17 protein-coding genes are annotated in these 26,243 nt (G+C 39.1%); 7 read left to right on the top strand and 10 right to left on the bottom strand.

Annotated features, from left to right (window positions below):
• Positions 1-88: 88 nt before the first annotated feature.
• A complete protein-coding gene (locus tag H5119_RS03195) occupies positions 89-484 on the bottom strand; it encodes a hypothetical protein (RefSeq protein WP_182712969.1) in 396 nt (131 codons plus the stop codon).
• The gene (locus tag H5119_RS03200) at positions 474-851 is read right to left on the bottom strand and encodes a hypothetical protein (RefSeq protein WP_182701190.1); all 378 of its coding nucleotides are present in this window, start codon (positions 849-851) and stop codon (positions 474-476) included. Before H5119_RS03200 ends, H5119_RS03195 begins: the two co-directional genes overlap by 11 nt.
• Positions 852-1,417: 566 nt before the next feature.
• On the opposite strand from H5119_RS03200, the gene H5119_RS03205 reads away from it, so the two are divergent.
• Complete coding sequence (locus H5119_RS03205; RefSeq protein ID WP_182701191.1) at positions 1,418-4,234, top strand: hypothetical protein; 2,817 nt, start codon at positions 1,418-1,420, stop codon at positions 4,232-4,234.
• 225 nt (positions 4,235-4,459) lie between these two features.
• Here H5119_RS03205 and H5119_RS03210 read toward each other — a convergent pair whose 3' ends face one another.
• A complete protein-coding gene (locus H5119_RS03210; RefSeq protein WP_182701192.1) occupies positions 4,460-5,593 on the bottom strand; it encodes a PepSY domain-containing protein in 1,134 nt (377 codons plus the stop codon).
• Between the two features lie 289 nt (positions 5,594-5,882).
• Between H5119_RS03210 and H5119_RS03215 the strand changes: the two genes are divergently transcribed.
• The gene (locus tag H5119_RS03215) at positions 5,883-6,497 is read left to right on the top strand and encodes a PQ-loop repeat-containing protein (protein WP_182701236.1); all 615 of its coding nucleotides are present in this window, start codon (positions 5,883-5,885) and stop codon (positions 6,495-6,497) included.
• 273 nt (positions 6,498-6,770) lie between these two features.
• Complete coding sequence (locus H5119_RS03220) at positions 6,771-7,559, top strand: PhzF family phenazine biosynthesis protein (protein WP_182701193.1); 789 nt, start codon at positions 6,771-6,773, stop codon at positions 7,557-7,559.
• 7 nt (positions 7,560-7,566) lie between these two features.
• Here H5119_RS03220 and H5119_RS03225 read toward each other — a convergent pair whose 3' ends face one another.
• From H5119_RS03225 to H5119_RS03250, 6 genes are all read right to left on the bottom strand, one after another.
• Entirely contained in the window at positions 7,567-8,811 is a 1,245-nt protein-coding gene (locus H5119_RS03225) for a PAS domain-containing sensor histidine kinase (RefSeq protein WP_182701194.1), read from the bottom strand.
• The gene (locus H5119_RS03230; RefSeq protein ID WP_259398967.1) at positions 8,804-10,153 is read right to left on the bottom strand and encodes a sigma-54 dependent transcriptional regulator; all 1,350 of its coding nucleotides are present in this window, start codon (positions 10,151-10,153) and stop codon (positions 8,804-8,806) included. Before H5119_RS03230 ends, H5119_RS03225 begins: the two co-directional genes overlap by 8 nt.
• 12 nt (positions 10,154-10,165) lie before the next feature.
• Entirely contained in the window at positions 10,166-12,670 is a 2,505-nt protein-coding gene (locus H5119_RS03235) for an ABC transporter permease (protein WP_182701195.1), read from the bottom strand.
• Positions 12,667-13,359, bottom strand: coding sequence for an ABC transporter ATP-binding protein (locus H5119_RS03240; RefSeq protein ID WP_182701196.1), 693 nt, complete (start codon positions 13,357-13,359; stop codon positions 12,667-12,669). The genes H5119_RS03235 and H5119_RS03240 overlap by 4 nt, the downstream gene beginning before the upstream one ends.
• Before the next feature lie 10 nt (positions 13,360-13,369).
• On the bottom strand, positions 13,370-14,626 hold the full coding sequence (locus H5119_RS03245) for an HlyD family secretion protein (protein WP_182701197.1): 1,257 nt from the start codon (positions 14,624-14,626) through the stop codon (positions 13,370-13,372).
• Positions 14,627-15,088: 462 nt separating this feature from the next.
• Positions 15,089-17,596: a zinc-dependent metalloprotease gene (locus H5119_RS03250; RefSeq protein ID WP_182701198.1), complete on the bottom strand. Its 2,508-nt coding sequence runs from the start codon at positions 17,594-17,596 to the stop codon at positions 15,089-15,091.
• A gap of 290 nt (positions 17,597-17,886) precedes the next feature.
• Here H5119_RS03250 and H5119_RS03255 point away from each other — a divergent pair, with 290 nt between their 5' ends.
• The 4 genes from H5119_RS03255 to H5119_RS03270 all read left to right on the top strand — a co-directional run bounded on the left by H5119_RS03255 (position 17,887) and on the right by H5119_RS03270 (position 25,226).
• A complete protein-coding gene (locus H5119_RS03255; RefSeq protein WP_182701199.1) occupies positions 17,887-19,065 on the top strand; it encodes an efflux RND transporter periplasmic adaptor subunit in 1,179 nt (392 codons plus the stop codon).
• Positions 19,066-19,079: 14 nt separating this feature from the next.
• Complete coding sequence (locus H5119_RS03260; RefSeq protein WP_182701200.1) at positions 19,080-22,235, top strand: efflux RND transporter permease subunit; 3,156 nt, start codon at positions 19,080-19,082, stop codon at positions 22,233-22,235.
• A gap of 220 nt (positions 22,236-22,455) precedes the next feature.
• The gene (locus H5119_RS03265; RefSeq protein ID WP_182701238.1) at positions 22,456-23,025 is read left to right on the top strand and encodes a chitin-binding protein; all 570 of its coding nucleotides are present in this window, start codon (positions 22,456-22,458) and stop codon (positions 23,023-23,025) included.
• 119 nt (positions 23,026-23,144) lie between these two features.
• Entirely contained in the window at positions 23,145-25,226 is a 2,082-nt protein-coding gene (locus H5119_RS03270) for a S9 family peptidase (RefSeq protein ID WP_182701201.1), read from the top strand.
• A gap of 29 nt (positions 25,227-25,255) precedes the next feature.
• Here the strand turns inward: H5119_RS03270 and H5119_RS03275 are convergent, their stop codons facing one another.
• Positions 25,256-26,011 carry a LytTR family DNA-binding domain-containing protein gene (locus tag H5119_RS03275; protein WP_182701202.1) on the bottom strand — a complete coding sequence of 252 codons (756 nt, stop codon included), beginning with the start codon at positions 26,009-26,011 and terminating at the stop codon, positions 25,256-25,258.
• Between the last annotated feature and the right edge of the window lie 232 nt (positions 26,012-26,243).

Here is a 26,243-nt window from a genome sequence, read left to right on the forward strand (position 1 = left end):
GATTAAATAAAGCATAAACTTGCCGTTAAATAAAACGTAAGAAGATAAAAATTTAAATTATTATCTTCTTAGTAAATTAGTCCGGTGTTTATAGTGTTTTTTGAAACCATGTATTGTCATCTATCCGTAAAAACACAGCGGAAGTTTCATTAGATGCTAATAAAATACCATTAGGAAAACTAGTAACTCGAAACTTAAAATCTTCTGATTGCATTAACGAAAGTACAGCAATATATAAGTTATCTGTTGATTTTATATCTTTTTCATTTGACTCGAGTAATGTTAATACCATATCAAATGCTTCTTCCAAAGCTAAGTTTGACTCGATTTTGGCAGAGGAGATTGCTTCAGCACCCCGACAGTCACTAAAAATAGATGTACTACCAAATTGACTTTCTTCATTACATTGCTTAGCGTTAGCACCACAGCTGAGTGCAGTTGTACATAAAAGCAATATTATTTTCCACCTTCCTCTAACGTGCATAATCTACCTCTACTCTCCAACCTTTCCACTCAGCAAAAATGATTTCTAACATTCGAGGTGATTGGCTGAAATTATCTAAAATTGAATGAAGATCCCACATTGTTTTTATTTGAGTTGCGGCTGAGTAGCTAGAAAGTAATAAGCTGGAGCCTTTAGGTTGAGGGATCTTAGAAACTAAGTCTGCTGCCAAACCAGAAACTGCGATAGGGCTCGTTGGATCAGCCGTCTCAATAATTTTAGGTATTATTTTGCTTGCTAATAGTTGATTCATATCTTCGATCAAAGCTACTTTCAATAATCGTGCATACGCTTTATTAGAACTGATTTGGTTGAATTTCCCTCTTGGAATAGAACCTTCATACAACATATCAGCAGCTACGGCTATTTCACTCTACCTAGTTCAGCATTTGGACTTATGTTTAAAAGCTTATTTCTAAAACTTAATAAATTGTGTTCAATAAAGTTATCCATTCAAAATTACATCCTTCATTACATTAATAAAAGCACCATAACTTACATAGTAAAATATAGTATGAAGAGCTGGTTGATTACTGTGTTCCTAATAACAGTTTTAATCATTAAACCATAGTCTAATATGATGTCAAGCTTGGATATATACTTGTCAGCTAAGCATTTAAATCGCGACAACCTTAGCGGAAACTCGATTTCTTCAGTCCGGTTACTTTATTGTCTGATTAATTTTTCATAGTATTACGCATTATGCTACTGATGCACATATCATAGAGGTAAAAATAATTGCTGATTGTTGAACCGACTTGCTTTATCTAATGCTGCGTATTCAACTGCACCGCTACTTTCTTAGTATCAACTTTGACTGAGTACTTCTATTTAAACGAATTTTTACACTTTTTTAATACTATAGAGGTCATTCTTCAGACAACCTAAGGCTATAGTAAACTATCAAGGACTATGATGAAAAAAACACTTATCGCATCTGCCTTATTGCTAGCTGCACCAAGCTTTGCAGCTGATTGGCAGACTATTCATACCGAAAATTTTAATATTCATTACAGTATTGAGCATGTAGATTTTGCTAAATCGACCGCGTCAGAGCTTGAAATAGTACGTACCAAAGTGCTTGAACAACAAAACCGAGCACTTGATAAAATAGTTGATGTGGTGGTGTTTGATCCCCTAAATGCAGCAAACGGCTTTGCTTTGCCAACGTCAAATAACCCTGTAATGGCACTTTTTACTACGCCACCGCAATCCGATACGGTTATATCAAATAGCTCAGGCTGGCAGCAGTTACTTGTACTGCATGAGTATATTCACTTAGTGCATTTAGCACAGCCTACCCGTAATGACTGGCAGCAAAAAGTACGTGGCATATGGGATTTATACGACTTAACCTACAGCGATACTCCACGCTGGGTAGCCGAAGGTTACGCCACACTGATTGAATCTAAAATGACGGGTCGTGGGCGTTTATTTGACAACTATTCAGAGTCGATATTACGGGAGTTTGCTCAACAAGGCGCATTGCCAACCTATGAGCAATTAAATGGCGATGAAGGGTTTATGGGCGGCTCAATGGCGTATTTAATGGGTAGCCGCTTTTTGAATTGGTTAGAAAAAAACTATTCAGAGCAAACGCTTGATAGTGTTTGGACGCGAATGCAAGGCGTAAAAACACGTGATTTTGATGAGGCATTTAGCGGCGTGTTTGGGCAAAAGGCAGCCAAGTTATACCGTCGATTTATAGCTGAATATACTTATAAAGTAATGCAAATCGAGCATGTGGAGCAACCACTTAATAGTGAACTTTGGCTTGAGCTTGATTTATATGCAAGTAATCCCGCACTTTCAAAAGATGGTAGTAAAATTGCGATTGTTGAGCGAGATAAAGAGAGTAATACCAAGCTTGTAATTTATAGCACTGATGACAACATTAAAGCGCAAGAAGAGTTTACTAAAGCGCAAAAAGAGCTACTCGAAAACGATGCACAAGACATCCCCGATATAGCGCCAAATGTTTTTAAACGCGAACAAAAACAAGTGCTTAATCAAATAAATCGAGCTGGCATTGCCAATCCCCAATGGGCAAATAACACAACGTTATATTTTAATGCGTATAGCAACGAAGAGTCGGGTATTTATAACAAAGTGTCTGACATATTTAGCTATAACGCTGAAACCGGCAATATTGAACAGCTTACCGAACTTGCTGGTATACGTCGATTTAGCGTAACTAGTAATGGTGAAACCTTATATGGCGAGCAAATAAGAGATGGCTACTCTGAATTAGTGAAAGCTGATCTCAATACGCAAACCATCACGCCATTATTTACAAAAAGCCTTGAGACAACTTACGATTATCCAATTCTCAATCCTGATGAGACTAAATTAGCTTATTTATCAACGTCATTAAATGAAAATTGGCGGTTGTATATACAAGATTTAAACAGTAAAAAACAGCTGTCAGTGCCTATGCCAAACGGGTATCAATATTTAAGCCAACCAAACTTTAGCCAAAATGGAGAATCACTTTATTTTATTGCGGGCTTAAATAGCGCTACTGATATTTATAACTATCACATAGCGAGTAAAACACTCACCAAGTTAACCCAAGGGCAGGAGGCAGTTGCTCACCCAATAGAAATGATTGATGGCTCGTTGCTTTATTTCTCAATTACCGCCGATGGGCCAAACATAAAAACATTGCCAAAAACTATGAGTAGCAATGTCGTTACTGAGTTTGCAGCTAACAAACAAGCACCGCTTTTGCTAGTAAATGAGCACACACTTCCAAAAGCCGAAATATATACGCACGAAACAACAGAGCAAACTAATTACAATATTCTCGACCAACACGCGACCCTTGCGCTTAGCTCTCAGTATTATTCTGCTTCAACAAGTGTGTTAGATTTAAGTATTAAAAGTAGTGACTTACTTAAGCAGCTCGACTTACAAGCGGGGTATGGCAGTGATTTAAACGATGGTGCGCTGCATGGTGGTTATGTGCAGGCAAAATATAACGCGCTCGATGTGAAATTTAAGCTGGCATTGTTTGACTACAATTTAAATACATCGCGTCAGTATCAACAAAATTCAAACGCTGATATTGATGCGCGAGGCGGTTTTGCAGCAATAAGTTACCCATTTAAATTTGGGCAATTAAACGTAACGCCTGAGCTTGCCTACAATTATACTGATTATAAACAAAGCTATAAAAAATGGACTCGTTTTGGGGTTACTCAACACTGGCAATATGATCGTCAAGACTTTGCAATTGGCCAGAGTATTAATGCGAGTTGGTACGATGGCGGTAGTAAAAGTAGTAATTGGCAAGGGTACGATTTATCTGCAAAAGTATTTGGAAAGGCGTTTAGTATTCCCCTTTATGCAAATTTTGAACAAAAGCAACGAGGTGATAACAGTCTTGCGTTAGGTGGCTTTGGTTCAAACCTCATTAATCAGCAACAAAGTAGTGAATATATACTTTCATCTGATCTGCCTTTTTACAGCGCAACCGCTGAGCGTTATCAAGGTTATTGTGGTGGGTTTAGCTTTAAAGAAGGCATGCCGTGGCTTTATTACAAGCAACATCAGCTTGATGGCGGTGTATACGCGCAAAGCTATGGATTAAAATACCAAGGCGACTTTAGTTTTGGAATGGGGCCTGCAGGTGTAAACGACTTAACCTTTAATATGGGACTGTCGCGAGTAGAAGGCGACAGTTTTGAAGATGAAATGCGCGCTTGGCTGAGCTTTTATTATTCGTTATAACACTTAATAAGCTAAGTTATACCAATTTTATTAAAAACATGATCATTCTATCGTATTAAATAACTCACTAACGACTTTAAAAATTATTTGTATAGAACAACTATGTATCATAATTTTAGCCTTGTTATTGAGCTATTTTCTTATCGCTATAATAGATCACTAATTTAATGCAATTGGTATTACTTATCGGTTTGTAGGGATAGTAACTTAGCTTGAAAATTTTAATCAAGCGTTCACTGTACCGCGCTTATTTGAGCGATTCACCTGTGACTGTTTTTTACGTTTTCGACGTGTGAACCATAAATAAAACCCCGTACCTGCTAGCCACACTGGGCTTAAGCCTATAACGCACCACAAAATTTTACTGATCAGCCCAGCAAAGTATCCAAAGTGCAGTTTTCTAAAGCTATCTATTACTTGCCAGCCAGCACCAACTTTACGAATGTCCCAATTGGCTATGTGCTCACCCGTTAATTTGTTATAGGTAACGGTATTTGCGTATTCGCTTGCGAGTGGATTGGCGGTGCTTACTTCGCCAAATACAGTGATGTTTTCATCTGGCTGTAGTGGCATGACTAAAAACGTACCATTAAATGTAGGTATTTGTTTTTTACTGTCGTCAAGTATATGTTGGAACGAAATGTCGCTACTGTATAAATTTTTGGTCAGTGCGAAGTGCTCTTCTTCGGCGTGCTCAATTACTTCGTGATACCACACTGCCCCGTTAAAGTAACCACCCGTAATGGCTAAAATGATGATAATAGGCGAGCCTATAACGCCAGTCATTTTATGAATATCACTAAGCACTATTTGTAGTGTCGCACGCCAGCGTACGCTAAATAGACGCTGCCAAAATTTGCGATAAATAATGAGGCCAGTAATGCCTAATACTAATAAAAATAGAGCAAAAAAGAATCCCAGCACAGTCCCAGTTTGCCCAGGTAAACTTTTGAAGTCGTTAAGTAAAAATGTGTAGTGTAGCTCTAGAAACCAATCGGTAAAATAGTGGCTAGTGCCGACAGGCTCTGACAATATATCACCAGTATATTGATTTAAATGAAACTTATACCATTGCTCAGTACCGCGTTTCACTAAATAAACCCGATCTGCTGTATCGCCGTTAAATATTTCCCAGCTGCCTATTACATACTCAGGGTACGCATTTTCTGTATTCGAGATTAATTTATCGATTGGCATACGTTCAGGTAATGCTTTTACAACAAAATGACTGTTTGGCATCAGCAAGCCATCTATTTCACTTTTAAAAACTAATACACTGCCTGTAATGCTAATAACAATCAGTGGAATGATTGCAATAAGAGCAATCCAGCTGTGTATTTTAAAAAGAGTTTTTCTCATAGATGATTTTGTATGCAGTTATTTATTGTTTACGCATGATAACAACTATCATTTTTATTTAAAAGCTTGTGGGATGACTTTCCTAAAAACAAATAAACTGTAGACGTAATTCCACGATTTTTGTATACCCAGCTTGCCACTATTTAAAATAAATATTTGCGATTTAGTTGAGTTAAGCTGACTTCGCTCTACAATGCCGCGCTTATAGTAAAAGCCTTTTAAAACATATGTTTAATAAATGTTTTTATTTCTATTTTTAATTAACAGTTATGTAACGAGCGAGGTTGTTTTGGCGCATTATTTGCCTATTTTATCTTCATTTATTTTGGTTTTTAGTTTTTTACCCCTATTGACAAAAATTCGAAAAAATCGCAGTGTTTCGGGCTTGTCACTATTAATGATGACATTTGGCTTGGCGCAAAGCCTTTACTTTATAACTTATAATATTTATTTTGAGCGTTTTTATATTGCTCTACCATTTATTGTAACAGGTACGCTAAGCGGGCTTATTTTGTACTTTTTTGCGCGTTTTAACGCAGCTAAGCGAGAACGTACTCAACTTGTGGTTATGATTGCTTTTTCGTTGCTGCCTTTTTCTCTACTACTAAATTCAACCCTTGATACTGCAATGGTATTAAACGCTTTAACATATGTGGGGCTTGTGATGAGTTCGGTACGTGTTATGCCGCAAACTTATAAAACACTGCGTACGGGTAATGTAAGTAATTTAAGCGCGCGCTACTTTAGTTTGCAGTTTATTGCTGGTATTTGCGGCTTAGTTGTTGAGCTTTCAAATGCTGCTCCAAGCACTGCGCACTTACTTATGTTTATTATGCTGTTACTTACCAATGCTGTGCAATTTGGTTGTATGCAATATTATAGAATGCGACCTGTAATGGCTTAAAGGCAAAATAAAAGTGCTAATTTAATCTGAACTCTGGTTAAGAGATTTACTAACAGATTTAACTATAATGATATTTAAATTTATTTTTCTCTAGCCAGAGATTTTCAGTGAAAACAAGGCGAATTTACGCGTCAATAGCTAGCCTATTGCAAGTAAATTCAACGTAGTTAGCGCTGATAATAGCTGCTGGAGATAGATTTATTACCCAGAGTTTAGATTGATTTAGTTAAGCTGTGGTAGTTTTAAGCTCTTAATCATTACAAAGTTTAAACAATGCAATTAACTATTCATCAAATTGATGCGTTTACGAATGAGTTATTTAAAGGTAACTACGCGGCAGTGATCCCATTGGAATCGTGGTTAAGTGACGATCTAATGCTAAAAATTGGTGCTGAGAATAACGTATCTGAAACGGCTTTTACTTGTCAGCAAGATGATGGAAGTTTTGTTATTCGCTGGTTTTCTCCATTAATGGAAATAGACTTTTGTGGCCATGCCACACTCGCTGCGGCGTATGTTTTATGTGAAGAGCATAATGTATCGAAAATCCGCTTTATTGCCGATGCAGTAGGCGAGCTAATCGTTAATAAAAATGTTGACGGCAGCTTTGCAATGACCTTTCCGAAGCAAGTACCGAGTGAGGCTGATAATATACCTAAAGAGTTATTTGATGGCTTGTCTATACAACCTTTTAAGGTGTTAAAAAATCAGCAGGCTTATTTTGTGGTGTATAAAAATGAGCAAGATGTCATTAACCTTAAAACAGACTCTAATTTACTCAAAACCTTATACCCGTTAGACGTGGTGGCGACAGCTAAAAGTACAGAATATGATTTTATATCTCGTTATTTTTGGCCTGCAAGCGGTGGCGATGAAGATTATGTAACGGGTTCAATCCATACTGGTCTTGCACCTTATTGGGCGCAGCAATTGGGTAAAACTACGTTAAGCGCTTATCAAGCTTCAAGTCGAGGCGGAGAGATGCAATGCTATGTAGATGAGCATACTGTTACCTTAACAGGGCATGCTGTTCGCTATATGCAAGGCACTATTTATTTGTAGGAAAACATTATTTTAGAGCACCTTGCGAAAGCTTTATTGTTATTTGTGCGCCCTGATTTGTATTGGCTAAATACAGCTGACCGTTATGTTTTTGCACAATATCATTACATAGTGCTAAACCAAGGCCGAAACCGGTTTTTTTAGTTGTGTATAAAGGCTGTATTGCATACTCCAGGTTAGCAAATCCCGGACCATTGTCGGTTAGCTGCAATATATGCATATTCGCTTGTGTAAAGCTGTTAAGTGTTACGTGTGGTTGGTCGTTATTGGCTTCAAATGTATTTTTAAATAGGTTAATTAATAGCTGCTCAATAAGTAACTTATCCGCAAAGCATTGTGATTCTCCAGCAAAACTAAGCTGAATACTTTGCTCTACGGCATTAAGATCTGCTAAGTTTTTTAAATCAAAATATTGCGGTTTTGCTGATGGTAGTCGGCTCAGCTCTGAGTAGGACTTTATAAATTGTAGTAAAGACTCACTACGCGATTTGATTCTTGTTAATACTTGCCTTGTTTGTTTTTCATTTAATGTTTCTGTGCTTAGTAATGTATCTGTCATGGAGGCCATAGGCGTGAGTGAGTTATTTAATTCATGAGATAAGATACGAATTAAATCAGCTTGAGATTGACGCTTTGCATCTTGTAATTGATGACCAATATAACTGGCGGTAATAAGTATTTGCTTTGCATCACTGAGTACAATGCGTTGCACTTGCCAATCTTGGTTTAACTTAGCATGGCTACATTGTTTATTATTCACTGTAAAACCGCATTCAGCTATGGTCATGCCACGCAGAAGTGGTGTTTTCAGTTGCCTATACATAGGGTGATTAAAGAAAGTAAGCTTCCCTTGATCGTTAAATAAAGCGATAGGGTGAGGCCAATGTTGGAATAATCCATCGATTAACTGCGTTGATGGAGGTGTTGATTTTGTAAATAACGTTTCAATTTGTATACCTAGAGCTGTCCATGGTGAGTTGGGATCGTTGTAACCTAAACTGAGATTACTTTGTCCCTGTTGCTTTGCATCAATATAGGCCTGTAATTGAGTAATAGGTAAGAAGTAACTATTAAATAGCTTATAAAGAGAAATAATAAGCAGGTAACTTAAAAAAATAGCGACAGTTGTCGTTAGTAATATATCTTGGCTTAATTGATAAACCCACCCTGTACTAGGACCAATAATTGCGCAAAATACAGCAACTAATATGCTAATTGTTTTGGTTTTATAGCGTACTTTGATATTACTCATCAAATCCCTCTAGTTGGTATTTTTCCATCCGTCGGTACAGCGCATTACGTGAAATACCTAAGCTTTTTGCCGCCGCTGTTATTTGTTGATTGTGTTGTTGTAGTACATCAGTGATTCTTTGTTTTTCAAGCTCTTCAAGTGTGAGTTTTGGAATTGATTGCCCTTGGTTTACTTGATTATCTAACATGATATTAGGTAGCTCGATGACACTGTCAGTGCTAATTAGCATTGCGCGTTCTATCACATGGCTTAGCTCACGAATATTACCGGGCCAACTATGGTTACATAGCAGCTCTTCAACGCTTTGGGATAATGTGCAAGGCGACTTGTTATATTTACCAGCAAACTGATTAATAAAATGTGCGGCGAGTGGCAATATATCGTCTTTTCGTTCACGCAGAGCTGGGAGCGTGATCACAAAGGTGTTTAAGCGATAATATAAATCTTGGCGAAATTGCCCGTTTGTAATCGCACTGGCTAAGTCTTGATTGGTTGCTGCAATTAGGCGTACGTTAACCTGCTCACTGTTGTTTGCGCCCAGTGGTGTAAATTCACCGGTTTCGAGTACTTGCAATAATTTAGGCTGTAAATGAAACGGTAAAGTGCCTATTTCATCCATAAATAAGATGCCATTTTTGGCGCGGCTAAACGCACCAGTGCGGTCTTGCTTAGCGTCGGTAAACGCGCCTTTATGATGACCGAATAGCTCACTTTCAAATAAAGACTCTGCAACAGCACCCATATTTAGGCTCACAAAGGGGGCTTCACTGCGTGCGCTTAATTGGTGTATACGCTTGGCTAGTTGTGATTTACCCGTGCCGTTTTCTCCTAAAATTAATAAGTTAGCATCGGTAGGTGCAAGCTGTGTTATTAGGGTATTGAGCGATTGCATCGCGCTGGAGTATGCTATCCAATCACTTTGTGTCGGCTGCATAGTAATAGGCTTAATGTGATTAGCTATTTGGCTGAGTAATTTTTCTTTTCGCCATGGTTTTTCAATAAAATCTTTAGCGCCAGTTTGTAACCCGGTTACTGCAAGTTCAATATTTGCCCATGCAGTCATTAGCATAACGGGAATATCCAATGGCGTGATTTGCTCTAGTAGTGCAAGACCTTCCTTTCCTGAAGTTGTATCACGGGTGAAGTTCATGTCCAGTAACACCAGCGCAGGCGTTAACCGACAGAGCAATTGCATGCATTGGCTTGGTCCATCAGCTTCAACCACACGATAGCCTGCCTGCTCTAAAAGTAGTGATAGGGCAAAGCGAATGTCATCGTCGTCATCAACAACTAAAATAGTGTGTGGGGTCATTGTGGTTGTAATGGCAGCGTATGCTGCCATCTCCTTAAAAGTTTATTGCTCTCTAAGCGCACGCATAGGGTCAGCATTAATAATACGCCATACTACCAAAACAATGGCAATAAAGACGATAGCAATCAATAAACTAGTGAATATTGTTAGTGCTTGCCAAGAAAATGCTGGCAACATAGGAATTGCTTTTTGTAGCGCTAAATAAAGACCGCAGGCGAGGGTAATAGCAATAGCTAGCGCACTCAGTAGTAAGCCATTAAAGCTTTTTAATGTTCGCTTCATTAGGTTAATACGGCTTGCGCCGGTTGCCATGCGTATTGCAAGTTCAAAGCGTTTTAATTCTGTAAAGCTCATCGCCATACCATTACTACCTACGGCTGCAAGTAGCAAAGTTAATAGAGATAACGCACTGATAAAATAAAACTGTACGCGCTGCGGCATTGTTTGTTCTGCCCAGCGCTCATCAAGTGTGCGTGCATCTACTTCAATCACTTGTGGGTGAGCATATTGAATCGCTTGCATAATGGCATGTTTGTCAAAGCTCTGCCCTGGTGGTAGCTGCATAGCAATATTGATCCCAAAATTAGCATTATCGTGCGAATAACTGTAAAGCATAGTCGGATAGCCCTGATCTTTTGCCATCATGGTGTAATTGTTTGCGATTACTCCAATAACTTGACGATTAGAAACTTTTTTACCTATTACCGATTCAATCGTGCCATCTGTGGACAATTGTTTGGCAAAGGTTTCGTTGATCAATGCCACAGGCTCTAAATTTTGATACTGCGTTTGAGTCATATTCTGCCCTGCTAGCAAATTGAGCTTATAGGTCTGTAAATAATCAGGCGCAATATTAATCGTCATATAGGTAAAGCGCTCTTGTGTTTGCTCATCCTCAGTCATATTTATGACGGTATTAAAACTAAAGGGTTCGCCTTGGCTTTGTAGTGGGGTGATATTTGGCTGCACTTGGAGGATTGCTTGCTCAAGTTGATTTTTTATTTCGAGCGCCCCCTGATAGCGTTGCTTAGTTTTTTGCTCTGCGGCCTCAGGATCTTGTGCGACTTGCGCTACTTTTTCCTCAATTTCAGCACTGTCTAAAATCGGATCATCGTTACTTTGTAGACGTACATTGGCTATTAGTGTATTTCCTGGCTCAAAACCTAAGTGAATATTTAGCTTATCGTAGGCGGTATTTGCCAGCATAGCGGTGCCCGTTAAAATAACCGCAGCGGAGCTTAACTGTGCAATAAATAACACTTGACTAAGACGGGTCACTTTACCTGCATTGACACCCTTATTACCGTTATTAAGGTTGCTAATTAGTTGTGTTTGATCAAACTGACGGGTTGATAAAAATGCAAAAAATAAATTTATCGTCAGCACAATTGCAACCGCAACAGCAATAGTTATTGCATCAATTTGCACTAGTTCAAGCATCGCGATATTACCACCACTGATGATAGGTAATAGCCTAATCAGCCAAGCTGCACCTAACAAACCTAATACTGCGGCGAGTAAAAAGGTGCTCAGGTTTTCTAAAAAGCTCATTACTAATAATTTGTTGCGTGATGCGCCCATACATAACTGTGTGGCAAATTCTTGTTCGCGTTGTTGGTAATGGGCAATAAATAGGTTTAGTAGGTTGAGGCTTGCCATTACGAGTAAGATGACCACAGTTGCTAATAAAAACAACAGCATGGTTTGCTGATCTTCCATCAGGTTATCGCGATATAAGGTTGCCGTGCTTTCTGGGGCCATGCTCTCAAACATTTGTTTCATAGGGCCAAGTTGTTCACCTTGGTCAAGATAATACTGCTGCCAAAAACTCTCCATGTCATCGGCCGTAAATGCACGTTCGGTTTGGCGAAATAGGGGCTGCAGGCTGCCATCTATCGTCATTTGTGTAGGCATTGCTGCTTTTTCGGCTAAATCATAATAACGCCAAACTTGTTGAGTATATTTTTCATCGTTATCGGAATTAAACGATGAAAAGTCACTGATCACTCCGCGAATTTGCACCGATGTGGCGTCTATTTGTAATGTTTGACCTATTGCATTTACGTTTTTTTGAAATGCGCTTTGCCATAAACTCTCAGAGATCCACACAGAGTTTTGAGTATTTACTTTGTTTGGTTGTTCACCTAGTAGCAGGGTTCCTCCGACCATGGTCATAAAGTTATTACTGGCATCAAAACGTGACACTGGGTAATTCGTTTCATGCACTTTTACCGCACTTTCGTCCGCTTGGTATGCAGCAAACTGGCCGTATCCTTTGTATTGCTCAGCTAATAGTGCCAAGCGCTTAGCGGTAAACATAGAAACACGCATGTCTTGTGAAACCGCCATGGTACGGTTAATGACATATAGGCTGTTTTCGTCTTTTATATCAGGTAAAGGTTTAAAAATAAGATGGCTACTCATGGCGACAACAGCAAGCACCGCTGCCAACGTTAAACTTAACGTAAGTAGAATTGGCAGTGACAAGCGTGGCAATGTAAATAGCCGTAAAACACCGTGACGTAATGCGCGTAGATAAAAACTCATGCAACGGCCTCCTGATGTTCAACCAATACTTTACCATCAAATAAACGGATTTGACGCTGTGCCATTTGGCTGTAACGTTCATCATGCGTCACCATAACAACGGTGGCACCTTGCTTGTTTAAATCAAGTAACAGTTGCATTACAGCATCGCCGTTTTGGCTATCTAAGTTACCGGTTGGTTCATCTACTAGCAGTAAGTCAGGGTTGCCTACTAATGCGCGAGCGATTGCAACGCGCTGCTGTTGTCCGCCAGATAACTGGTTTGGTTTATGAACTAAGCGTGCACTCATGTTTACCGCAGCTAGCTGTTTCTCCACTGCGGTTTTTATTTCTTTGCTAGATGTGCCGCGGTGCTCCAATGGCAATGCCACGTTTTCAAATACAGTGAGGCTATCAATTAAATTGAATGACTGAAATACATAGCCAATATGCTTGTTACGTACGCTAGAGCGTTGATCAACTTTAAGGCTATGTGTATCAATATTGGCTAATTGATAATGGCCATCAGTTGGCGTATCTAGCAGGCCTAATATACTGAGCAAGGTTGACTTTCCACAACCTGAAGCCCCTGAGATAGCGATGAATTCACCTTTATTGATAGTTAAAGATACATCTTGTAGGGCATGTGTTTTTACTTGGCCTTTACTGTACACTTTATTGATATTGTTAATTGTTACGAGTGCTGTCATGAGGTTTTCCTTAAAGTTTTGAAGTGTCTAGGGCCAAGTGGGTGTAAGTATGCCATTGGCTTAAATCATTTGTGATAATTTTTTCACCCGCAATAGCCCCGGTGGTAATTAACAGTTCAGAGCCTGTTAATTCGCCAAAGGTGATTTGCTGTTGTTGTAGTTGTGGTTGGTTGGGAATTTGTTTGTATAGTCGTTGTGCGCCAAGTGGTTTTAAACCGGGTTGCTGGCTCACATATAATGCATTCTCTTTGCGCTCAACGAATACCAATGCATTGACTGGTTGTGCTGGGCGTAGGTTTGAAGGTAATGGTTCGCTCAGATGTACTTCAGCTACAATAAAGCCATTTTCGACTACAGATGCCAGCTGTTTAACTGTGCCTTTTAGCGTGCCATTGGGATGCTTTAATTCAACCGTAGCACCAAGTTGGATACGCTCAGCAATACGTTGTGGGATATTCAGTCTTGCCATTAATTGTGTTTTTGAACCAACGCGCGCCATTGCTTGCCCTTGGTTTACCCGCTCTCCAAGTTCAATATCTAAACGTTGTAGGGTGCCTGCAATCCCAGCGGTGATAGTTAATGCCGCAACTTTGTTGCTGACTAAATCGACTTGTTTTTGTTGCTGTGTTAATAGAATTTTCTGTTGCTCAAGTTCTAACTTGTGCATTTCTTTTTGTTTTTCAAAGCGGTAATTTGCAAATTCTAGGCGTTTCTTAAGTTGATTGTGTTTAAGAATGGCACGCTCTAAATCAATTTTGGCAGCAATACCTTGATCCGATAGGCGCTGGTTTACGTCAACATCTAACTTAGTCCCTTGTATCTGACTATCAATATCAGCCAATTCGGCTTGGAAGGTTAATTGCTCGTTTTGTTTTTGAAATTTAAATGAGGCAAATTCAGAATGCATACGCTCAAGTTTGGCCTGTGATTCAAACAATTGCTGTTGTAAATCAGGATTAACTAACTTCGCGATAATAGTTGTTGCTTCTACATCAGCACCTGCTCGTAAATAAATCTCACCCACTTGCCCTGTTGCTGGTGCGCTGATTAGGCGTTCATAGCGTGATGCATATTGACCATACACAGGCGTCATAATATCAATATCACCTTGTTGCACAGTAATTATATTGAGCGTGCTAGCACTGAGCTTGGGTACGGTGGGTTTTATTGTGAAATAACCGATACATATGACAACTAAAAGTGTTGCAATAGTCAGCATCATTTTTAATTTGTTCGGTTTTGTTTTTTGGTCAATATTAATATTCATTATTTACTCATCATTTTGATTGATGTAGTCGTTAATGAAAGTTTGATGCCAAATTTAAATTGTTTTATATTTCAATGTTTTATTTGTTTTTATAGTGTTTTAAAATAAATAGATGTTCGATATCGAACACGTCGGTGTTCGGTTTTGAATAACGGTTGTGGATCTAAGTTCAGTAAATAACCAGAACTCAGGTTAAATTGAATTTAGGTCAGTGATTAGAGCCTCGGTAAAATAGATTTAAAACTGATAGCATATTTTGCGAGAAAGTGATCGCCTGTACGCTTTTCCTGAGATGGGTAAAGCAAACGCTAAGCAAAGCTTATGACTCTTAACTGCATCCATCTAGGAAACAAGAGTAAACAGCCCTTAGTTTTATTTAAAATAAATACCAGTAACGTGGTGTTATGAAGAAGGCCGTACTTTTATTAATTAGGTTAAATATTAAAAGTACGGCGTAATTTTTTAGGCTTCTAGCGCTTTTGCGATTAAGCGGTCAATATATTTTTTATGTGCTTTAGTCGCTGTATCTGATCCCCACGCAACACTGGTGTCGGCTATTTGAGTTAGCTGATATAACGCAGCGGTTTTAGCTAGGTTATCAAATTTACTTGCTTTACCAAGGCCTGCAATCGCGATTAGCTGATTAACATACTCAATTTGTAAGTTGTGGCTAATAGAGTTTGCGTCTTTGCTTTTCACAAAGATGCTGGCTGTTAAATCTTGCATAAACTGAGTTAGGCTATATTCATTACCGTATAGAGCGGTGTCAGAAATACGCAGTAATACCGCTGGGTGTAATAGCTGTGCAAGTACAGATTTCTGCATACCTAAAATCATTTGGTGTGCTTTAGGGTCCTCATTTTTACCGTAGTGATTAAAGCCACGACGTTGTAGTTGTAGGTAGCTGTATAGAGGTTGCATGTTTTGTAGCACGTCAGGGGCAAATACAAACTTGGCTAGTATATCCATCGCTTGTGTTTGGCGCTCAAGCGATACTGGCGTAAATGGTTTATCTGCATTTGCATCACCCACTACAGCACGCTCAACATACACACCGCCAATCTGGCGAGAAACAACACCTGCTTGAGCTCGGTATTGACCAAATAAGCTATTAGCAGAGGTAACAAGCTGTTGGTAAGACTCACCTTTAACTGTTGCTTTATCTTTTAGCTCAGTAAATAGTTTATTAATTAGCGCCATACGATCTGCGCCATAAGCTGCAGGATTTGATGACAAATCACCAATCATTACACGTGGATCAATATGGCGACCTGGTGCGCGCATATCGTCGGCATCGTTACCAAAAGCAAGGGCGTGCTCACTTGAGCGAGCAAGTATTTTATCAAGCCGAGCTTGTTCAGCTGCTTTATCTGCAAGTGCTACGCTATAACCGTAGTTAATTGCCCAATCATCGTAAGGACCTGGTTTTGTTTGAAAAATATCACCTTGCTGCATACCAATTGGGGCAATGTTAGCGGGTGCATAATCCATTACAGAACCGGTTACTATGCCTTGGGTTTTGTTTTTATCGTGTACTTCTTTTTCATCCCACAAAATAGATGATTTCATGTTGTGGTTAAGGCCTAAGGTATGACCAACCTCGTGAAGTACCAATTGTGTTAAACCTTGGCGAAGCATTTCTTTGTCTGCAATTTTGTCGCCGCTTGCAAGGCCTTTCGCAAGCATTAGATTTTGTTGAATTTCATGCCCAAGAGAGCAATTCAACTCGCCGGTACTCATTGTTTCGCCGTGACTCATTGTACCTTGGGTGAAAAGGGTGTCGTAAATCCAACGGTTTTTCATAAATACAAACTCAAGCATAATGTCTGAGCCCAGTATTTCACCAGTTAATGGGTTAGCAAGTGCTGGTCCGTATCCGCCAAATGGAGGCTTAGGTGACGAAGTCCAACGTAGTACGTTGTAATTAATATCGCCCGCATCCCAATCTGCATCGTCTGGTTGTACTTTTACTTCCAACGCGTTTTTAAAACCGGCTTTTTCAAAAGAAGTATTCCACGTTAATACAGCGTCACGAATAGTATCGCGCCATTCAACTGGTGTCGTATTCTCTATCCACCAAGTAATTGGTTTTACTGGTTCTGAAAGGGCTGCACCTGCGTCTTTCTTTTGTAAATCCCAGCGTTTTATAACATCTTGATAAGGTGCCCAATCAGTAGACGTCATTTGATCAAATTGGTTGGTAAAATAACCAATGCGAGCATCATCCATACGTGGAGCGTAGTTGTTGTTAGGTAGAGAAACAAATGAGTGCTGCACTTTTAGCGATACACTACGCGGATCGCTAACCGCATTTGAGCCACGTACAGTAGGGCTTGCATTAGTAAATACGTAATCAACTACCACGTCTAAGTTGTTAGGATAAGGACGCTGTTTAATAATGCGTGATTTTTTATCGTCTAATTTACCTACTTTAAAGCGCTTTTTGGCATTTTTATCCGCTGGGTTTGGCGTAGGCGATACTTTGTGAAGTGCTTCGCTTAAAAATAGCTTATTTACATTAAATGCTATTTTTCCATCTTCTTCTTTTTCTATTTTAATGCTTGCTAGTACAGCTTCACTAATATTGGCCTCGCTTGCTTTAGAAATAGCACTGTTTTCATCAAACTTATATCGAGGTGTTTTGCTAATAATATCAATGCGGTCAAAGTACTTTCTAAATTCAATTAACTTAGTTTCACGGTATGCACCACGGTAGTGGCCTGCATCAGTAACTCCATCAATGGTATGCGCAAAATACACAAATGGTGTATCGAGTTGTGACTCGCTAATTACCATTAGGTGTTCACCTGTTTTTCCGTCTTGATAAAGGTTAAATACACCAGCGAATTCGGTTTGTCCTTTGATCATTTCGCTAAGTGTTTTTGGTTCTTTGTCTTCTTTCTTTTCGGCAGCAAATGCATGGCCGCTAAGCGCTAAACTAAGCGCAAGAGTAATAGTGGTTAATTTCATTATTTGATCTTTTTAATGTTTGTTAATTTAATTGGACTGTACGTAAATTAATTTCATTTAGCACATCTTCGCGATGAAATTTGCATGATTACATGTAGTCCTTTGATTTATATGTATAAAATTTTGTAACAAAATATAACAAATGAGTTGAATGACAGGTTCTTCACTTCTCAAAGACATAAATGGTAATACTTTGTATGTATTTGCAACAGTTGCTTACAAATGTCACCTTAATGTTTTGTTTGCCTCTGATATTATGGTGCTAATAGAACTTTAGGGATAAATAGAATATGCAAACAAATTCACTTAAATGGGTCTTCCCGTTCGTAGCACTTGCGATAGGGGTTGTTGGTTTCATGGGAATAAATGCCCTCGCACAAGAATCAGAAAAAAAAGAAATCGTTGATACTCGCCCAACAGTGCAGGTTGAGGCTGTTGCTGCAAATGATCATCAAGTTATTATTAACAGTTATGGTGAAGTAAAGCCGCTTGAAAATACACAGCTTTCGGCGCAAGTGTCGGGTGAGGTGTTAAGTTGGCACCCTAATTTTGTAGCTGGTGGCATTGTTGCGCGCGGTGAAACGCTATTTACCATCGAGAAAGATAACTACGAAGCGGCAGTACTTGTTGCAGAGGCTGATCTTGCTCGCGCACAAGCTGGCTTAATTGAAGAGCAAGCTCAAGCGCAAGTAGCCGAAGACGAAGCAAAGCGTTTTCCAAGTAAAGCTCGAACAGATTTATTTTTACGTAAACCTCAAGTACTCAGTGCGCAGGCATCCGTTAAGTCGGCACAAGCTGCATTAAAACGCGCGCAACGTGACTTAGATAATTGTGACGTGACAGCCCCTTACGATGCGTTGGTTATCAGCCGCAATGTTGGTGTTGGTCAATATGTAACAATGGGTTCGCAAGTTGCTGAGCTAAACAATATTGAAACCGCTGAAGTCATTATTCCTATTGCAGGTTTTGATAGCATATTTTTACCAGAGCGCATAAAGGGCATTACCGCAACGGTTATTCAAAAAGGGTTAAATAGCTTTACTCGAGAAGGCGTGATTGACCGTGATTTAGGAATTATTGATAACGCAACACGTATGAGTAGCTTAGTGGTGCGTATTGAAGACCCATATGGGCTTAAAACTAAACAACCAGCCATTAAGTTCGGTAGTTACGTACAGGTGAACTTTGCTGGTGCGATGCTAAATAATATTTACCGCTTACCGCAAGAGTTAGTAAATAATCAAACAGTGTGGATTGTTAATAAAGAACAACAGCTTGAGCCGCGCAAAGTCACAGTTATTCGTGAAGAGGGTGAATATTTTTATATTAGCGATGGTTTGCAAGCAGATGATAAGTTGGTGATCACTTTGCCAGAATATCCGCAAAAAGGCATGGCTGTAAAAATTGCAGGCCTTCAAGATACTAAAAAAACAGAGGCACTTGAAAGTGCCTCCACTGAACAATTATAAAGGTAGACTGAGTTATGAGTAACACTGAACTACCAAATACAGCGCCAAACGCTGAAAAACAAACCGGTATTATTGCTTATTTTGCCAATAACTCCGTTGCTGCCAACCTAATGATGATTTTTATTGTGGTGATGGGGATTATTAGCTTTCTTAATCTTCAGCGTCAAATGTTCCCAAATATAGAAATTAATTACATTAATATTGAAGCCAATTACCCAGGCGCTTCACCACAAGAAATTGAAGAAAGCATACTTATAAAAATTGAAGAGTCGCTAAAAGATGTGACCGAAATTAAAAAAGGTGTGTACAGGGCATTTAGAAATGGCGGTAGAGCAAGTCTTGAAATTAATACCGATGTAGAGCTTACCGATATACTTGATAAAGTTAAATTACGGGTTGATGGTATTGCGACATTTCCTGCTGGTATGGAGCCGGTCACCATAAGTCAGGTGGAGTTTAAGCAAGATGTAATAGGTATGACGCTTGTTGCTGACCTACCACTTACTGAGCTTAAGCCGATCGCTAATCAGATTGAAGATGAGCTATTACAGCTTTCAAATGTATCTTTGGTGGTAAATGATGTTCCTCTTGATGAAATAGCTATCGAGATAGAGCCCGATACGCTGCGTCAATATAACCTAACCCTTAGTGATGTAGTGAATGCAGTGCGTCGTTACTCAGCTAACTTTTCGGCAGGGCAGTTAAAAACCGATGCGGGTGTTATTTCTGTACGAGTCGAAAATCAGTTTTACTCAGGTGAAGAATTTAGACAAATACCGGTAAAAATAGGGGCTAATGGCGCTAAAGTGTTACTGCAAGATATTGCCGTGATTAAAGATCAGTTCACTGAGGGTGAGCGTTACTTTAAATTTAATGGTGAAAATGCGGTTTATATATCGGTTAAAGCGACCGAAGAGCAAAGTATTATCCCAGTTGCTGATTCAGTAAAAGCATTTATAGAATTAAAAAATAAAGAGCTACCGCTGGGGGTTCGTTTAGAGCCATTAATGGATATGACGTACTACTTAAATGCTCGTTTAGACATGATGGTTACAAACCTTATTCAGGGTGCTGTTTTGGTTGCAATTATGCTATCAATCTTTTTACGCTTTAAGTTGGCATTATGGGTAATGATTGGTTTACCAGTGTGCTTTTTGGGCGCAATGATGATGATGCCACTGTTTGGTGTAACCATTAATATTTTATCACTTTTTGCTTTTATTATGGTGCTAGGGATTGTGGTGGACGATGCCATTGTCATAGGCGAAAGTGCCTACACCGAAATAGAGAAAAAAGGTGGCGGTGTTGTGAATGTGGTTAATGGCGCAAAACGCGTAGCAACCCCCGCAACTTTTGGTGTACTAACTACCATTGCAGTATTTGCTCCATTTACGTTATCTACAGGTCCAGAAAGTGCCTTCTTTTATGGTATAGCTGTGGTGGTAATGCTGTGTTTGGTATTTAGTTTGATTGAATCAAAGTTGATATTGCCTGCCCATATTGCCCACACTCATTTTTCACCAATAAAAGAGGGGGGCTGGCGCGATCGGTTTAATACGCGATTTTTTGGTTTTGTAAATGGCCCATATAAGCGCTTTGTTGTACGTTGTGTTGAATGGCGTTGGTCAGTATTATTTTCATTTATCGCCCTATTGATCGTAACCTTTGCTTTAATCTCATCAAATCAAGTTCGTACTGGGTTTATGCCAAAAATTCCGCATGACTACCCGCAAATAAATCTAGAAATGAATGACAATGTATCAGACATACAAACAATAAATGCTATTCGTGAAATAGAGGCGATGGTGATTGCGATTGATGAAGATACTGAACGCAAATATGGTCAAAAACTCATAAGAGATATTTTAGTCTATAACCAAGGGCGCACCGAAGCCCAAGTGCTTGTGCCACTCGTTGATGAGAGAGTACGACCTTATAACGCGTTTGAATTATCACGCCGTTGGCGCGAAGCCATGCCAGATATTGCCGGTGTTAAATCATTAACCATTTATGATGATGTAAACGGAGGAGGTAGTGATGGCGAATTTGGTTATTTATTATATGGCTCAGATATTGATACATTGAATGATGCTGGTCGCCGCTTTATAGAATTGCTGCAACAGCAAGAAGGCCTGTTTGATATTAGCTCAACAATAGACCCTGCCAGTAAAGAAGTGCAAATGAGTTTAAAACCGGTCGCTTACGATTTGGGTTTAGACTTGGCTTCTATTGCTAATCAAGTTGGGGCAAGCTTTTACGGTGGTGAGGCTCAACGTGTCATCCGAAACGGCGAAGAGGTGCGTGTCATGGTACGTTACCCTAAACTGACTCGAGAGGCATTTTCGTCACTTAAACATGCGGTTGTTACTACCCCGCAGGGCCGTGAAGTACTGCTTGGCGATGTAGTTGAACTCACTGAAACACCGGGTATTAGTTATATTCGCCGCGAAGGGGGTTACCGCACTGTGTATGTTTATGGAAACATAGATGAAGAATTGATTGAACCAAACGAAGTTGTTGAGCAAATTAAAGAAAAATTACTACCACAACTTAAAGAAGAGTACCCAAGTGTTAAGTCTGAACTTGGTGGCGCCATTGAAGAGCAACAAGATCAAGCTAATCAGCAGAAGATGTTTTTCTTCGGTGGTATGATTTTGGTGTATATCTTATTAGCAGTACCTCTTAAGAGTTATGCGCAACCACTTATTGTTATGTCGGTTATTCCATTTAGCTTAACGGGAGCAATATGGGGGCATTACTGGTTTGGTTTGGATATAACTTTAATGTCTGGCTTTGGTATTATTGCCGCAGCTGGGGTGGTTATAAACGACTCTCTCGTCATGACTGATTACGTGAATCAAGCCCGCAAAACAGGTGTCAGTATCAAAAATGCTGTAATAGATGCCGGTTGTGCTCGATTCAGACCGATATTACTTACTTCAATTACTACATTCGCAGGTGTATTGCCCATTATGTTTGAAACAAGCTTACAAGCTAAGTTTGTTATACCTATGGCTGTAGCTCTTGGATTTGCAGTGATGTTTGCCACCTTAATCACTCTTATATTAGTGCCATGCTTATATATAATATTGAGCGATATAGGTGCAATGTTTAAGCGCTTCTTTAGAATGATTTTTAAAAAAGCGACGATTAAAAATTCTATGTCTTGAATGTAAAAGATACACATCAAAAAGCCAGCTCAATGAGTTGGCTTTTTTGTATGCTCGAATAATGATATTACTTATAAAAAGTAAGTATTAGTGATGAGATGAAAGCTTAATTTTACCATTTATATGGTATGAACCATCGTATAACTTGTTTTTAGTGTATTTTTTGTGTATCCATATAGTCATAGATTCAATTTCGGTTTTTTAAGGTGTTGCTGTGTTTATGCATACGTCGTTGGCTTGTGGAAAGTGGTCGACAATAGGTTGCTTAAGTCATCATACCCAATTATTTATTGGTGATGTGGTGAGTGTAACCTTTTATGACATGCAAGGAGAGCTAGTTAGTTTGTCGTTCGATTATAAAATCACCTCACTTGAGCAAGGTGAATCTCATGCGTGGCCACGTTTAGTTGCTGAGTACATTAACGTGCATATTCCACTTGTAAGCGCAGGGCAAATGACAGAGCAAGGGCTTGTTGTAGGTTATCGTCATAATGAGATTTTTGCGTTGCAAAGCAGTGGCATTTATAAAGCTAGTGTCGACTTTCACTGCATTGCAAAATGTGATGAGCGTAAAGCTAAAACTTCCGATGCTTACGATTACATTTATCCAGAAAATAGCGATATTTACAATGCGGGTACAAGAGTATTGCAGCCAAAAACGGGAAAAATTTATCAGTGCAAGCCATGGCCATTTAATGAGTTTTGCCGTGCCAGTGGTGATGAAAAATTAATGTTTGAACCTGGGGTCGGTAAAAGCTGGGCGATGGCTTGGTTACAAATCTCTGACTAATACTTAGCTAAGCTTAATATTTATACTTAACATAATTATTTTTAAGTTGGCCCAGTGGGTAGGCTTTTTTATTTTTATGATAAACTGCGAATATTGTTATTTTTTAATTGGCCTTATTTGTGTCTCGTCCTAACTTACCTTTAAATTTATTACCCAATGCCCCTATTGCTAAAAAACAACCTCACACGCTCAATACTCATAATAAATCACGCACTGACAATTATTATTGGATGCGCGATGATGAGCGTCAAAGCAAAGCAGTACTTGAACATTTAAAGGCTGAAAATATTTATTGTGATGAGCAGTTAGCACCCATGAAGCCATTACAAAATACGCTATTTGAAGAGTTAAAAGCACGTATTGTTAAAGATGATAATACGGTTCCAGTTAAAGATGGCAAATATTGGTATCACTCAGAAGTGCGCGGAGATGATGAATATTCTCGCCATTATCGTAGCACCAGTATGAGCGCAGACGATAAACAGCTTTTATTAGACGTAAACAAAATAGCCGCAGGGTATGAATTTTTTGAATTAGGCGAAGTTGCACTGAGTTCATGTGAGCAACTTATGGCATATTCAGAAGATACTGAAGGCCGTCGTATTTATGTGGTGCGCTTTAAAAACCTTGAAACAGGTGAAATGCTAGCGGATGTACTTGAAAATACCGAAGGGCAAATTGTTTGGGCTAACGATAATAAAACTGTTTTTTATGTAAAAAAAGATCTCCAAACATTACTAGGCTACCAAGTATTTAGGCATCAACTGGGCAGCGATCAAAGCCAAGATGTTTTGGTGTATGAAGAGCAAGATAGCAGCTTTTTTATGGGACTTGGTAAAAGTCGTGACGAAAGTCTTATTATTATTGACTTGGCTACCACCGAAACAAATGATACTTGGGTGCTTGATGCCAATAAACCAAATGGCGAATTTAAAGCATTAATGCCACGCGAGGAAGGGCACGAGTTTGATGTAGATAAACTTGGTGACATATTTTATATTGTGACTAACTGGCAGGCTAAAAACTTTAGGTTAATGACGGCAACAAGCCAAACCATTGCCGATAAAACACAATGGTTAGAGCATACTGCTCATAGAGATGATGTACTGCTCGAAGGCGTTGAGCTATTTAATGACTATTTAGTGTTGAGTGAACGCGAACAAGGACAAGCACGGTTCGTAGTAGTTGATCAACACAACAACCGCATGGCGTTAGATTTTGCTGATCCTTGTTACTACGCAGCTGTTGCAATGAACCCAGAGCCTAATGTGCAAACCGCACGTATTTATTATTCAAGCCTTACCACACCTGGCTCGTTATATGATGTTGATTTAAAAACGGGTTTTAAAACATTACTAAAACAGCAAAAGGTAGTCGGTGATTTTAATGCTGATGATTACCAATCTGAACGGTTAACAATTACTGCCCGTGATGGAACAAAAGTGCCCGCGTCGATTGTGTATCGTAAGGAATGTTTTAACAAAGATGGTACTAACCCGTTGTTTCAATATGGATATGGAGCGTATGGCTATACTATTGATCCGAGCTTTTCTAGTACATCATTAAGTTTACTCGACCGTGGCTTTGTTTATGTTATTGCACATGTTCGTGGATCTGAAATGCTCGGACGAGAGTGGTATGAACAAGGTAAAAAAGAGCATAAACAAAATAGCTTTAATGACTTTATCGATGTAACTAAAGCACTCGTTGCTCAAGGTTATTGTGATAGCAGCAAAGTGTTTGCTTCAGGCGGAAGTGCAGGTGGTTTACTTATGGGAGCCGTAGTCAATCAAGCACCAGAGTTATATTGTGGTGTAGGTTGTCATGTTCCATTTTTAGATGTACTCACTACCATGCTTGATGAAAGCATTCCACTTACCACTAATGAATATGACGAGTGGGGAAACCCAAACGATCCTTGTTTTTATGACGTGATAGAAGCCTACTCACCATACGACAATATTAGTGCGCAAAACTACCCGAATATGCTGGTAACTACCGGACTGCACGATTCACAAGTACAATATTGGGAGCCTATGAAATGGGTTGCCAAAATGCGTGAACTTAAAACAGACAACAATATTTTAGTGTTTAAAACCGATATGGATGCTGGTCATGGTGGCGCATCAGGTCGTTTTAAAAGCTTAGAAGAAAAAGCCCTCGAAATGGCCTTTTTTATAACGCTTGTCAATAAACCGTAAGTACATAACAGCTAATATTAATGAGCCTACTATTGAAGTGGGCTTATTATACTTTCTAAACATCCTTTATAGCGCCTTGATAAATTTAAACACATATCGTTTTTTAGCCTCACTTTATAGTCACCGCTGTCTGTTGGCATAAGTTCGCAAATGGCTTGTTTTCTAACTAAAGTAGAGCGATGAATACGTATAAATCCTTCGGGTTCTAGTTGTTGTTCGATATTTTTCATCGTTTCGCGATGTAAAATTGGCGTGCTACCTTGAGTGAAATGTAATTCCACATAATTACCTGCGCCATTGATCCAAACAATATCTTTTATATCAATCAACCTTACCTTACCGACATCTTTAACTACAATATGCGACGAAGACGGCTTCTCATGTTGGATGCTTTGTTGGTATTGGCGCTCAATGGCACTTGCAATTGGACAAAGGTGAACAATTTTATCAAAGCATTTTTCTATTCTGGGGGCTGTTGAATCTACAGTTAAGAAGTCTACAGCGCCCACTTCAAACGCAAAACTGGCAAACTGGCCTGATTGCCCAATAATGATCAGCTTCATTTTTTTTGCTAATTCGGCTAAGTGTACAATTTGGGTTGGATCAGAGAGGCTTGTTAACTCGTAAAAAAGCACATTATATTTCGTCGTATCTATTTGATCTAATCGCTTATCTGCAGCAAGAGATTGAGACTTAAAATGACGGTGATCTTGCATTTGTTTTGTTAAAAATGTTGCAAACGTGGCATTACTAACCAGTGTTTGAGCATGAAAAGAAGCGTCCATTATTTTATACCCCATTGTGTAGATAATAATTAAGACCGTGTTTAGAGAGAAAAGTGTTAAAAAAAATACAATATTTTTATAAAATTATTGTGATATATGCATTTAACCCATCAATCTTGCAGTTCACACCAATATAAACGCCTGTTAAAGCAAACATATAGAGACTTGATATTAATCTTTTTAATGTGGCCCGTGAAGTAACTATTTAGTTACAAAAATAACAATTCAGGGG

Origin of the sequence: Pseudoalteromonas sp. SG45-5 (genome assembly GCF_014164085.1) — a bacterium.
In the GTDB taxonomy this organism is placed as follows: Bacteria; Pseudomonadota; Gammaproteobacteria; order Enterobacterales; family Alteromonadaceae; genus Pseudoalteromonas; species Pseudoalteromonas aliena.